Here is an 11567-nt window from a genome sequence, read left to right as displayed (position 1 = left end):
TGAATTGGGTTGAATCCGAGCAGCCGGCTGCGGTCAAGCAGAGGCCGAGCGCAAGAAGAGCTGGACGTATGTTAGGCTGCATTGCTGTTCCTCCAAAAGGGTTTGGGGGACTCCCACCAAAACCTAATGAGGCATCGGGCTTCATGGTTAGTTTTCTTGAGAAATGAATCCTTTCGTTTTGAATTGATCTTTTTTCCGGTAATGTTCGGGGATTGAAGAACTGCGGTAAGAATTGGCAAAAGCGGATTTCTCAAGGAGATTCTTCCGGTCCGAAGACCGGGATCCATTTCCCAAGGCATGATACGCGGAATCTTAGGCGGTTTTGTTCTTGTTGCCGATGGTGGTGCGTTTGCCGTTGTCATCTATGATGATGATACGGCCCGAATCCCTTTTACTATCGCTGACCTTTTCGATCGCCGCATAGTAGTCGATGGATTGAGTCACGCTCTTTTCGAATTTTCCCCAGATCGCGGGATCGTAATCGTTCGGCGCAAAGGAACGCATCAGAGTCAGGGATTTTTCCTGGTCATAGGCTTCCTTGTACACGCGTTTCATAAGGAGCGCGGAATACACATCCGCGATCGTCACGATGCGCGCGTATTCGTGGATGCCGTCGGGTTTTTCTTCCTGGCGTCCGGTCTTGCCCATCGGGTAGCCGCCGCCTTTGAATTTCTCGTGATGCTCAAGGGCGACCAGGGCCACCTGCTCTTCGATCGGCGCACCGTTGGACATGGCTTTTTTCAGCTCATCATAGCCGAGCGACGTGTGGGCCTTGATGATGTCGAATTCCTCGGGCGTGAATTTTCCCGGCTTATTGAGGATGTGCCCCGGAACGCAGGTTTTTCCCACATCGTGATAAAGTCCCGAGCGGGCGATCAGTTCGGCTTCCTCTTTCGATTTGGCCAGAAGGTTCCTGGCGATGATGCCAGAGATCATGGCCACGGCCGCACTGTGATCATAGAGAGTTTCATCCGCGAGTATCATCCGCGAGAGCGTGCCGACCGCGACTTCGCTGTCCATGAGATTATCGATCAGCCGGCTTGCGGCCATCTGGGCTCTTTGCGCCACGGTTTTATTGATGCCGCCGCGAACGATCATCTGGCTGGCCTGGCTCAGATCGCCGAAGACCTCGATGGTTTTGCGATCGAGGTTCGGATCCTTCTTCAGAAGATTGTCGATTTTCTTCTGGCGGATATTCTGAATCAGGTATTCGAATTTCGGATAGTCCTTGCGCTCGACGCAGATGTCGAGGTTGCTGTATTCCTTGTTGCGGGCCGAGATGATCGCATCGACGAGGTCTTCCGCGAAATTTTTGGGGGTGATGAACTCAATCATTTCCAAATCAACGCGGAAGTAGACTTTGAAGTCGAGGCTCTTCACTTCCTTGAGGTAGGTGAAGAGTTCCAGACTCAGGTTGGCAAACTTCTTCAGGTCCGCCTCGGTAATCGTCGTTACCTTGAACTTGTCGCGAACCGCTTTTGATATGACGTATTTGTTTTCTGCCATAACCTCGACTCTTGCTAGGGACCGCCTAAGACAGATCGGCTCACTTACGGGAATCCTTATGCTCCTGCCGGATTTGGATACTAAGTCATGGATATTATGGGTAATATTTTTCCGAAACAGGTGCTGGGGAATATCTCCAGGACATCATGAGAAAAAGCTGTTGACCCAAAAACTTAAATTACGTAAACAAGGGGCTCTCCGCGGGAGCGGAAAAGTGAAAAGGGCTCTTAGCTCAGTTGGTAGAGCAGCACACTTTTAATGTGCGGGTCGCTGGTTCGAATCCAGCAGGGCTCACTTGACACTCCCAAAGATCTGCAAGTCCTGTCCCCATCGTCTAGCTGGCCCAGGACACCGCCCTTTCACGGCGGTAACAGGGGTTCGAATCCCCTTGGGGACGCCATTTTCCTTCTGCCACTTTCCAATTCATACGAACATCAAACCGCGACCTAAGCAAAGTCCGCTATCCTATCGTTCATCCCTTCACAACTTCTTGATGCTTTTGCTACCGTGAGCCTGGATTATTCATCAAATCATTGATGGGGACTTCCATGACAGCCTCAAGCAGCTCCCACGAAATATTCTCGCGCGCTACAATCGCATCCGTATTCATGACCAAATTCATCTTTTTTACGGGCAAGGGCGGGGTGGGGAAAACTTCCATCGCTTCGGCCAGCGCCTTGGCTTTGGCTGAGCAGGGACAACGCGTGTTGCTCGTCAGTACCGATCCTGCATCCAACCTGGATGAAACCTTCGGAGTGAAACTCACCAATCACCCGCGGGAAGTGCCGCAGGTGCCGAGGCTTATGGCGTTGAACATCAACCCCGATCTCGCCGCTGAAGAGTATCGGTCCCGGGTCATCACCCCGATGCTTGGCAAGGCCACGGACCTGGAAATCGCCGGCCTCCGCGAACAATTGTCCGGTGCCTGCACAGTCGAGATCGCTGCCTTCGATGAGTTCACATCCCTGATCAGTGATACGGCGATGACTCGTGAGTTCGATATCATTCTCTTCGATACAGCCCCCACCGGGCATACCCTGCGCCTTTTGAGTCTGCCGCAGGCCTGGACAGGTTTTTTCGAAATGAATGAGCGCGGCGCCAGTTGCCTCGGACCACATACAGCCCTGAAAAGTCAGGAAGCCCGCTTCGCGGCCGCGATGGAGGCTTTGCGGGATCCGACCTTGACGACGATCGTCCTGGTCGCGCGACCCGAAAAAAAGCACTCTGACTGAAGCCGCACGGTCGAGTCACGAGCTTCAGGATCTGGGCCTATCCCATCAGATTCTTATGATGAACGGAGTTTTCATTGCCAGCAGCAGTGATGATTCCTTGGCTCGTGGATTGGCCGATCAATCGAGGACCGCCCTTCAGAATCTGCCGCCTGAAATCAAGGATCTGCCCCTGCACATCGTACCGTTGAAACCTTTCAATACAGTGGGTTTGCCGGCTCTGCGAGCTCTTCTGAATGATAAGCAGTCGCACGAGGATGGGGCATCCCGTGAATCATCCGGGGGCGAGGCTGTAAAGCCAGGCTTTTCCCTGACTGGCCTTGCTGAAGAACTCGCAGCTCAGGAGCGGGGACTGGTGCTGGTCATGGGAAAAGGTGGGGTTGGAAAGACCACGGTTGCGGCCGCGCTCGCCCTTGCGATTGCAGAACTCGGGAAAAAAGTTCACCTGAGTACGACCGATCCAGCTGCGCATCTGGCTCAGACCATCGAAGGCAACGTTCCCAACCTTACGATCAGCCGCATTGATCCGAAAGAGGAAACGCGGATCTATACGGAAAAAATTCTGGAGGCGAAGGGCAAGGGACTCGATGATGAAGGCCTGAAGCTTTTGCGCGAAGACCTGGCATCGCCCTGCACAGAAGAGGTGGCCGTGTTTCATGCCTTCGCCAGGACGGTCTTCGAAGCGCGGCGGAGCATTGTTATTCTGGATACGGCTCCGACCGGGCATACCCTGCTTCTTTTGGATGCGGCGGGGTCGTATCATCGGGAGATGCTCAAAAAGTTCGAAGAATCGACGCCGGGGAAAGTTAAAACGCCCCTGATGATGCTGCAGGATGAAAGCCAGTCGAAGGTTCTGCTCGTGACCCTGGCCGAGACCACGCCCGTGAGCGAAGCCGCGGCTTTGCAGGACGATTTGCGTCGGGCCTCGATTGAACCTTATGGGTGGGTGGTGAATCGAAGTTTATCAGTCAGCACGACCCGTGATCCTCTGTTACGGAAGCGGGCGCAACACGAGCAGAAGGAACTGCAAAGAATAGCGGGTGGACTGGCCAAACGCTTGTCCATACTGCCGCTCATGACGGAAGAGCCGGTGGGCGTTCCGCTCCTGAAAAAACTGCTGCGAGCAGGGGCGCAAAGCCCCTCACCCTGAAAGGCCGTATTCTTTGGCCAGAGCCGCCCGGAAACGTTCCGGGCTGACCAGCTGCATCAGGCAGGGACCAGTGGTCTGCAAGGCCTGGTCTCGCGGGTGTTGGATTTAACGCCACTGTCTGGAAATTCTTCTAAATTATTAAGTGATATTCAGTGGATACGCTGGCATTCAGCTTGCATTATTTCGGTGTTCGAATCAGAGTTTGCGAGGATTTATTATGCAAGTGCATGTGATTGGTTTGGGGATCTTTCTGCTAGTGAGCTGCAACAGTTCTATAAATCAGACACAGTCGGTTCAGAATTCAAAGCAGTTCAGCTGCATCGCCACAGGTGAAATGTGTCTACAGTATAGATATCAGCCCGACGATGCCGAAGTAAGTTTTTTGCAGGGCCTCTGTAAGGGGCGGGCCTTGAACATGGAGTGCGATCGAAAGTATTACAATCTCGATTGCAAGAAAGACATTCATTACCAGGAAAATAATCGCAGCTTTAACCTGGCTATTTTCGAACATAAGCCGGAGGGCGGCTGCACGAGCCCGCCCTTTGAAAATGAATGGGATGGATTGTCGAATGATACAGACCCAAGCAAGCCCGGCGCGTTTCTGAAGTAAATGAATGTCTTGCAGATCATAAACATTCCGCTTAGGCCCGAATGCGGAAATTCGGGCTTGATCCTGACGCCATAAGGTTTCCTTAAGCTTCCGCTCCGACACTGCTCCTGAGCACAGTGTTGGGGGATGCCCTTGTGGATACTCAAAAACTACAGAGAAAAAAAGTTTTCGGCGGCGTCCAAAGGCTTCTTCACGCCTGGATTGGACTTTTGGTCCTGGGGCTGGTCGTTCTGGGCTGGCTGGAAAAGTTCATGGATCCGGGACCATGGCGGCCGATGCTGGGCACTCTTCATATCGGCCTAGGTTACGGGCTTATTGTGGGGCTTGTGCTCCGACTGCTTTGGGGCCTCATTGGTCCATCTGAAGCCCGTTGGTCGGAATTTTTTTCGCGGAAGTCAAAGCGCTGGGGGCATGAACCCTTGGCTTCTTATAGCTATGTGCTGTTCTATCTGGCTCTCGGGATCGGCTGCCTATCCGGGCTCCTGCTGGCGGCTATGGAATATGATCGCGGGGTCTTCGCAGAATATTTCTTCGATGATTTGAGCTGGTATAGGATCGTTGCCCTTGCCCATGATTGTATCGCCTACACAGTGACAGCTTTCATTCTTTTACACCTGGCTGCCTTAATCCATCACGAAATCGCGCGTGGCTATCCACTCGCTCAGGCCATGCTGAGCGGCTATCAATATCGACCTTCCCTGACGGAGAACACAAGCCATGAAGACCATAATTCCCCTGCTTCTGATTCTGAGTCCTGAACTTTGGGCCTCGCCCGCGGACGCCTTGCTGAAACGCTACGAAGCGGAGGCCAGGAAAGAGGATCCTGCATTCGTCAGTTTTTCGGCGGAACGTGGGCATAGGTTCTACCTGCAAAAAGGCACAGGCTCGAAAGCCGACACAAGCTGCGCGACCTGCCACACGCAGGATCCCAAGCAAAAGGGCCGCACGCGAGCCAACCGCGATATCGAGCCCCTGGCACCCAGCGCCAATGCCAAACGATTCACCGATCCTGCCAAGGTGGAAAAATGGTTTGCACGCAACTGCGATGATGTGCTGGCGAGGCCCTGCACGGCTCGGGAAAAAGGCGATTTTATAACCTGGCTACTGACCATCCCTTGAAAGGATACGACGATGAAAAGTTTCCAAATCCTGCGCATTCCCATTCTGGTACTCGCCGGAACTGTGACCTTTTTTGCATTGGCTGATGATGACGATGAGACTGAACATCATCATGCCCGGAATAATCGGCGGCAGATAGCGGCGGCCACCGATCCGCTTTACAAGGAGGAGTGCGGCAGCTGCCATATGCTCTATCCAGCCGGGCTTTTGCCGGCCCGATCGTGGACGGTGATGATGGGAGGATTGAAGGATCATTTCGGCGAGAATGCCAGCCTCGACCCCGCCGTTAAAGAGAAACTGACAGCCTTTCTAGTCGAAAACGCGGCGGATCGGTCTGACCAGCGGCGTTCCCGAAAAATCGCGCAGTCCATTCCATCCAAGGATAGTCCGCTCCGCTTTACCGAAACCCGGTATTTCCAGCATAAGCATGATGAAGTGAGCGCAGCGGTCTTCCAACGAAAAGCGATCGGCAGTCCCGCCAACTGTGTGGCCTGTCATGGGCGTGCGGAGCAGGGCATCTTTTCAGAAGATGAAATCCGCATTCCCAAGTAAGATGAGACGAGGGTTGAAACCTAGGGTGAACACATGCGGATTTTACTTGTCGAAGATGATGCCATACTTGGTGATGGCGTACAGGCCGGCCTTACCCAGGCAGGCTTTGGAGTGGACTGGGCGCGCAGCTGTGAAGACGGCCGCCTGGCTTTGACCACGCATGCTTATGAAGCCGTGGTCCTGGATATCGGTCTGCCGGATGGTTCAGGCCTGGAGCTGCTGCAGGAATGGAGACGACAGAAAAATGCCATTCCTGTTCTGCTCCTGACAGCGCGCGATACGCTGGCGGATCGTGTGACGGGACTGAACCAGGGCGCTGATGATTATCTGATCAAACCCTTTGAACTCGATGAGCTGACGGCGCGCCTGCGGGCTCTTTTAAGACGTTCCCATCAAAGGGCGGCTCCGGTCCTTTCCTATAAAGGCATTATCCTGGATCCGGCAGCACGCACGGTGACTCTTGACGGCCAGGCTGTGGACCTCCCTCTGCGCGAGTTTACCCTGCTTGAAGAGCTTTTGGAAAATGCCGGCCGCGTTTTGACCCGCCCACGTTTGGAGCAAAGCCTTTATGGATGGAATGCCGAGGTGGAAAGCAACGCGATCGAAGTTCATGTGCACCATCTGAGGCGAAAGCTGGGAGCTGATCTGATTAAAACCGTGCGCGGTGTCGGGTATATGATCAGCAAGGCGGATCCCTCATGAAGCTTTCGCTTCGGGCCATGCTGCTCGGATCCATCCTGGCTTCCACGATCCTGGCCTGGGGACTGGCGGCGCTCTTCAGTTACCGCGACCTGCAAAAGGAAATCAATCAGCTTTTTGATGCGCACCTTGCGGAGTCGGCCCGATCCCTTTTGCTGCAGGCTCGGCGGGATCATCATGGAGAACGGCGTGAGCGGGACGACGATCACGATGACGAGGAGGACGACGAGGAGGACGACGAGGAGCATGAACGGATACCCGCTCTTCAGCATCGGGGCAAGCTGCTGGAACGCAGGCTCGCTTTTCAACTCTGGGATCAGAGCGGGCGTCTGATCCTGAAATCCCGTCATGATATTCCCGATGAGCCCCTGATTGCGACCGATCATGAAGGGTATGGACAGGCGAAGTGGAAGGGGCAGGATATGAGGGTTTTTTCCCTCTGGAATCGACATCGCACCCTGCATGTGCAGGTCGCGGAATCCATGCAGTCGCGTCTTGATCTGGTGCAGTCCACGTTAAGCCATGCGCTGACGCCGATCCTCATCATGATCCTTCCTCTCATCATGGCCATCATCCTGGCTGTGGACTATGGTTTGCGCGTTCTGCGGCGGCTGTCGCGGGACTTGATGCAAAGAACCCCCGAAGATCTGAGCCCCTTGGCAGAGGCAGACCTTCCGCGTGAGCTTCAGCCCTTTACCCGGGCCTTGAATGGACTTTTTCTACGTTTGAACCGCGCTTTGGAAAACGAACGTCGCTTCACTGCGGATGCGGCTCATGAATTGCGTACGCCCTTGGCTGCCGTCAAGGTTCAGGCACAGGTCGCTCTGAAGAGCCAGGAGGGGGACGCGCGGCAGCGTGCCTTGGAAGGCGTGGTGAAAGGCATCGATCGGGCCACGCATCTGGTCGAGCAGCTTCTTACCATGGCCCGTCTGGACCCGGATACGGAGCTGCCGACAGAAACCATTTCTCTTGGGCCTTTGCTTGTCAATGCGGTAAGTTCCCTGGCTCCCGACGCAGTCGCGAAGGGCATTGAACTGACTCTTGAAGAGGGGCCCGAGCTGATCATGCGCGGGCAGAAAGCGATGCTGGAGATTTTGGTACGGAACCTTGTTGATAATGCCATACGCTATACGCCGCCTTCCGGTGCGGTGACGATTCGCCTCGTGCGGGCTGAGGGCCACGGCGAACTGGTCGTTGAAGATAACGGTCCGGGTTTGAGCGAGGAGCAGAAAAAACATTTACCCGGCCGCTTCTCGCGACTCAGCCGACCCAGTGGCGATGGCAGCGGCCTCGGACTTTCCATTGTGGAAAGAATCGCCAGCCTTCATAAAGCCCGGCTTCTTCTGGAAACCGGACTGGAAGGGCGGGGGCTGCGTGTTCGTGTGCTCTTTCAGGACGTTTCGTCGTAAATCCTAGAGACGGAGCAGATGGATGGCCATGATCAGGCCGATAAGGGCGAGCAGCAGAGCAATGATCCGCTCCATCGGCCATCTCGGGAGAGGCAGGGCTTTTCCCTGTTTCAGTCGATCCAGATCGCGTACGTAACGAAAACCTGCGGTGATGTTGACGAGAGATCCGAGCATGACGAGAAAGATACCGATCCAGAGTGAAGCGCCCGTGGAGGTGATGCCGGCAAGGTTTCTGATTTCGATCAGCTCCTTCAGCAGCACATGAAAGCGTGCGACCACAAAGCCGAAGCCCATCATCGCAAGGCCGGTCCGAATCCAGGCGAGGAGTGTTCGTTCCGCTGCATATTGAACCCGGGGGTCAAGGTCAATCGTGACCTGGGCCAGGTCTGGGGTTTTTATACGTTTGAAGAACATAGTCCGTCCGTCCAGTGAGAGGGTTTATGCAAGGCCTCAGGCTCTTGACGGTTAAAAAATTAGCAAGTGTCGTGCCGAAGCTGTTGCCAAGCAGGGCCGGCAGAGTGTAAGTTTTTTTTATTTCACAGCGGGAGCAGCATGCTGAACGCCATCGCCCTCTTCAGCCACAACACACAACTTCTGACAGAACTGCGCGCAGCGGCCCAGGAGCAAAGCTTTGAACGCAGTGATTTTGTCTATCGCAGCGGAGACAAGGCCCGAGGTCTTTATTTCGTGGCGGAAGGACTGGTCGGATTGAGTATAATCGGACCGAGCGGCAAGGAGCATCTGATGCGCTTTTTCAAGGCGGGTCAGGTCTTTGGTCATCGGGCGATCCTGGCGAATCAGGAAATCTATCATGCGACGACTCAGGTTCTGGAAAAAACCCGCGTGCTTTTCGTTCCCAAGGAAGTCGTCCAAAACCTGATGGAAAAATATCCGGAACTCTATCGCCTCGTCGTGCAGCAGCTGGCGCAGGAACTCGCGAACTGTGAAAATCAGCAGGTCAATGTCCTGGATCATCAGATCCTGCCGCGCGTCGCGCAGGCCCTGGTCTTTTTAAAGGATATCCGTCCTGATTACCGCTGGACGCGGACGGAGCTGGCGAATTTTTGCGCCAGCACGACCTCGACGGTGATCAAGGCTTTGGCCGAAATCGAATCCATGGGCTACATCAAACAAAAGGGCCGCGATATCCTGATTTTGGATCGGGCCGCTTTGATTCAAATGCAGTTTCAAGGGATGGATACCTAAGCTTTCAGCAGGGCTTGGGGCCCTCGCAGGCGATTTTAAGTTTCTTCGAGGCATCGCTCACACTGCCCAGGTTTTCCACCTGCTTGAAACCAAGGGACTGCATCAGCGTCGTGGCCTGGCCCGAGCGATTGCCGCTGCGGCAGTAGAGTTTATACTCCGCATTCTTATCGAGCTTGGCGATCCGCTCCTTGAAATCGGGCTGATACCAGTCGATGTTCTGTGCACCGATCACATGCGTTTCCTGAAATTCTTCCTGGGTCCGGACATCAAGGATCACGACTTTCTTTTGTTCCGCCATGGCTTTGCTTCCTAAGAGAGTGATAAGAAGGGTCGCAAGTTTCCAATTCATGACTTATCTCCTGATAGGGATTTTCAGATAGGGGACTCCATTCGCGGCTGGCTGCGGCAGATGCCCGGCGTCAATATTGATTTGAACGCTGGGCAAAAGCAGCTTGGGCGCAGACAGGGAACGGTCCCGGGTCGAACGGAAATGGACAAACTCCTCGCGGGTGGTTTTGGCGTTCAGCTGAATATTGTGCGCCTTTTCCTGGCCGATTGTCGACTGGAACTGCAGCTTGCGGCCACCCGGCAGATAATCATGGCCGACGAAGACTTTATAGTGATCGGGCAGACTATAGAGCTTTTCATGCACGGACTCATAGAGAGCGGCCGCGCTTCCGGCAGGGAAATCACAGCGCCCTGTACCGTAGTCGGGCATGAAGAGCGCATCGCCGGTAAATACGGCCTCGCCTATGACATAACTTGCGCACGCCGGAGTGTGACCGGGAGTGAAAATGGTTCTGATTTCCAATGTTCCCGCCTTCAGAATCTGATTCTCTTCCAAGAGGATATCAAACTGGCTTCCATCAGTAGGGAAGGAAGCATCCAGATCGAACACACCTTTGAAGACCTTTTGGACCTCGGTGATATGCGCGCCGATCCCCACCTTGGCTTCGGGATAAAAACCCTTCAGAATCTGGGAACCGCTGACGTGATCGGCATGAGCATGAGTTTCCAGGATGTAATGAACTTTGAGGCTCTTGTCTTTCACGAAGGCTGCGACTTCCTCGGCCGAAGCGCTGGAGAGTCGGGACGCGGCCGGATCGTAATCCCAGACGGGATCGATGATTACGGCGTCGCGACTCTGCTCGTCATAGACGACATACGTTAACGTCCATGTGGCCTGATCGAAGAATTCTTTCACATGCTGCGTCATCATCTTTCTCCTTGTCTTCCGGGAGCACCGTTTACTGAATGCAGTATCGGCCTTTTCCAGGCTTTTTCAATATGTGCCAGCCCATAATTGGCTGCTTTTTTTCCTGCAGCGCGTTCAATTATGGGCCAGCCCATAGTTGGGCTTTGCAGCGTTAAGTGCGTCGCCGCGATCTCCGATAACTTGAATGTCAGCTGCAGTTGGGAATTATGGGCTGGAACATAGCTGCCCCAAAGAAAATGAGTCAGAGTCGTAACAGAGAAGAGGAGGATGCCGGATGCAAAGACTGAGCTGCGAGCAGATTTATAATGTATGGATCAGTGAACCCAATCTTATCCGCATCGTCGATTTGAGGTCCCAGGAGGACTATGAAAGACAGCATATTCCTGGCGCCATTCGGGTGACGGCTCAATCCTTACCGGCCGTCCTTTGGATGCACAAAAATCGACTGATCGTATTGTTTGGGGAAGAACAGCCTTCCCCGGCTCTGGAAGCTGTCTGCGGTCCTGACTGCGTGATGATGGATAAGTCGCTGGAATGGTTTGACTTAGGCTGGCCATCTGTCGGACTCAGGCGCGCCTTGACCGCGGCCCAGGACACAGCGGCAACGGGTCCTGAGATCAGCTTGGAACGTTTCGAGCAGCAGGGAAGAGAAACCGCGTGGCTGCTCGTCGATCATGAGGCGCGGGAATTCTGTGTCGTTGATGCCCATGATGGGGTGAAGCGCCGCTGCGATGAACTCAAAGGTAAGGGGTATCAGCTCTGCCTTCTGTTTCGCTCGCAAAGCCCCGCGCAGGATCTTGAACATGAACTGGCCGCGGCATACAAAGCCCGTGTCTGCATACCCAAGGGTTATGCGGATGAAGACACGGAT

Annotated in this window: 14 protein-coding genes and 2 tRNA genes; 12 read left to right on the top strand and 4 right to left on the bottom strand. The window is 54.3% G+C overall.

Translation table 11 applies throughout. From position 1 onward, the window contains the following. Positions 1-312: 312 nt before the first annotated feature. Positions 313-1506, bottom strand: coding sequence for an HD-GYP domain-containing protein (locus tag VFO10_RS25425; protein WP_325144811.1), 1194 nt, complete (start codon positions 1504-1506; stop codon positions 313-315). 221 nt (positions 1507-1727) lie between these two features. Here VFO10_RS25425 and VFO10_RS25420 point away from each other — a divergent pair. From VFO10_RS25420 to VFO10_RS25375, 10 genes are all read left to right on the top strand, one after another. Next, positions 1728-1800 (top strand) — tRNA-Lys (locus tag VFO10_RS25420). 29 nt (positions 1801-1829) lie between these two features. Then, a tRNA-Glu gene (locus VFO10_RS25415) sits at positions 1830-1906 on the top strand. 148 nt (positions 1907-2054) lie between these two features. Beyond that, complete coding sequence (locus VFO10_RS25410) at positions 2055-2738, top strand: TRC40/GET3/ArsA family transport-energizing ATPase (protein WP_325144810.1); 684 nt, start codon at positions 2055-2057, stop codon at positions 2736-2738. A 55-nt stretch (positions 2739-2793) separates the two neighbouring features. After that, positions 2794-3885: an ArsA-related P-loop ATPase gene (locus VFO10_RS25405; protein ID WP_325144809.1), complete on the top strand. Its 1092-nt coding sequence runs from the start codon at positions 2794-2796 to the stop codon at positions 3883-3885. Between the two features lie 217 nt (positions 3886-4102). Then, positions 4103-4495 carry a hypothetical protein gene (locus VFO10_RS25400; protein WP_325144808.1) on the top strand — a complete coding sequence of 131 codons (393 nt, stop codon included), beginning with the start codon at positions 4103-4105 and terminating at the stop codon, positions 4493-4495. A 134-nt stretch (positions 4496-4629) separates the two neighbouring features. Then, positions 4630-5253 (top strand): cytochrome b/b6 domain-containing protein, encoded by a 624-nt coding sequence (locus tag VFO10_RS25395; RefSeq protein WP_325144807.1) that lies wholly within the window; start codon positions 4630-4632, stop codon positions 5251-5253. Then, complete coding sequence (locus VFO10_RS25390; protein WP_325144806.1) at positions 5213-5614, top strand: DUF1924 domain-containing protein; 402 nt, start codon at positions 5213-5215, stop codon at positions 5612-5614. Before VFO10_RS25395 ends, VFO10_RS25390 begins: the two co-directional genes overlap by 41 nt. Before the next feature lie 12 nt (positions 5615-5626). Next, positions 5627-6166 carry a diheme cytochrome c gene (locus VFO10_RS25385; RefSeq protein WP_325144805.1) on the top strand — a complete coding sequence of 180 codons (540 nt, stop codon included), beginning with the start codon at positions 5627-5629 and terminating at the stop codon, positions 6164-6166. A 33-nt stretch (positions 6167-6199) separates the two neighbouring features. Further along, entirely contained in the window at positions 6200-6868 is a 669-nt protein-coding gene (locus VFO10_RS25380; protein ID WP_325144804.1) for a response regulator, read from the top strand. Further along, on the top strand, positions 6865-8274 hold the full coding sequence (locus tag VFO10_RS25375; protein ID WP_325144803.1) for an ATP-binding protein: 1410 nt from the start codon (positions 6865-6867) through the stop codon (positions 8272-8274). The genes VFO10_RS25380 and VFO10_RS25375 overlap by 4 nt, the downstream gene beginning before the upstream one ends. A gap of 3 nt (positions 8275-8277) precedes the next feature. Here the strand turns inward: VFO10_RS25375 and VFO10_RS25370 are convergent, their stop codons facing one another. Next, positions 8278-8688, bottom strand: coding sequence for a DUF202 domain-containing protein (locus VFO10_RS25370; protein ID WP_325144802.1), 411 nt, complete (start codon positions 8686-8688; stop codon positions 8278-8280). 138 nt (positions 8689-8826) lie between these two features. Between VFO10_RS25370 and VFO10_RS25365 the strand changes: the two genes are divergently transcribed. Continuing rightward, entirely contained in the window at positions 8827-9480 is a 654-nt protein-coding gene (locus tag VFO10_RS25365; RefSeq protein ID WP_325144801.1) for a Crp/Fnr family transcriptional regulator, read from the top strand. 4 nt (positions 9481-9484) lie between these two features. Here the strand turns inward: VFO10_RS25365 and VFO10_RS25360 are convergent, their stop codons facing one another. Both VFO10_RS25360 and VFO10_RS25355 read right to left on the bottom strand, forming a co-directional pair. Further along, positions 9485-9829: a rhodanese-like domain-containing protein gene (locus VFO10_RS25360; protein ID WP_325144800.1), complete on the bottom strand. Its 345-nt coding sequence runs from the start codon at positions 9827-9829 to the stop codon at positions 9485-9487. 3 nt (positions 9830-9832) lie between these two features. Beyond that, on the bottom strand, positions 9833-10699 hold the full coding sequence (locus VFO10_RS25355) for an MBL fold metallo-hydrolase (RefSeq protein ID WP_325144799.1): 867 nt from the start codon (positions 10697-10699) through the stop codon (positions 9833-9835). Positions 10700-10970: 271 nt separating this feature from the next. Between VFO10_RS25355 and VFO10_RS25350 the strand changes: the two genes are divergently transcribed. Further along, the coding region (locus tag VFO10_RS25350; RefSeq protein ID WP_325144798.1) for a rhodanese-like domain-containing protein at positions 10971-11567 on the top strand (597 nt) is incomplete at its 3' end.

This window comes from Oligoflexus sp. (genome assembly GCF_035712445.1).
Taxonomy (GTDB): domain Bacteria; phylum Bdellovibrionota_B; class Oligoflexia; order Oligoflexales; family Oligoflexaceae; genus Oligoflexus.
Note: the sequence above shows the minus strand (reverse complement) of the source record. Positions and strands in the feature narration are given on the sequence as shown.

Bases quoted from the DNA above. Each gene is read 5' to 3' on its own strand.
- VFO10_RS25425 (WP_325144811.1), bottom strand. From the start codon at position 1,506: ATGGCAGAAAACAAATACGTCATATCAAAAGCGGTTCGCGACAAGTTC.
- VFO10_RS25410 (WP_325144810.1), top strand. From the start codon at position 2,055: ATGACAGCCTCAAGCAGCTCCCACGAAATATTCTCGCGCGCTACAATC.
- VFO10_RS25405 (WP_325144809.1), top strand. From the start codon at position 2,794: ATGATGAACGGAGTTTTCATTGCCAGCAGCAGTGATGATTCCTTGGCT.
- VFO10_RS25400 (WP_325144808.1), top strand. From the start codon at position 4,103: ATGCAAGTGCATGTGATTGGTTTGGGGATCTTTCTGCTAGTGAGCTGC.
- VFO10_RS25390 (WP_325144806.1), top strand. From the start codon at position 5,213: ATGAAGACCATAATTCCCCTGCTTCTGATTCTGAGTCCTGAACTTTGG.
- VFO10_RS25385 (WP_325144805.1), top strand. From the start codon at position 5,627: ATGAAAAGTTTCCAAATCCTGCGCATTCCCATTCTGGTACTCGCCGGA.
- VFO10_RS25380 (WP_325144804.1), top strand. From the start codon at position 6,200: ATGCGGATTTTACTTGTCGAAGATGATGCCATACTTGGTGATGGCGTA.
- VFO10_RS25375 (WP_325144803.1), top strand. From the start codon at position 6,865: ATGAAGCTTTCGCTTCGGGCCATGCTGCTCGGATCCATCCTGGCTTCC.
- VFO10_RS25370 (WP_325144802.1), bottom strand. From the start codon at position 8,688: ATGTTCTTCAAACGTATAAAAACCCCAGACCTGGCCCAGGTCACGATT.
- VFO10_RS25365 (WP_325144801.1), top strand. From the start codon at position 8,827: ATGCTGAACGCCATCGCCCTCTTCAGCCACAACACACAACTTCTGACA.
- VFO10_RS25360 (WP_325144800.1), bottom strand. From the start codon at position 9,829: ATGAATTGGAAACTTGCGACCCTTCTTATCACTCTCTTAGGAAGCAAA.
- VFO10_RS25355 (WP_325144799.1), bottom strand. From the start codon at position 10,699: ATGATGACGCAGCATGTGAAAGAATTCTTCGATCAGGCCACATGGACG.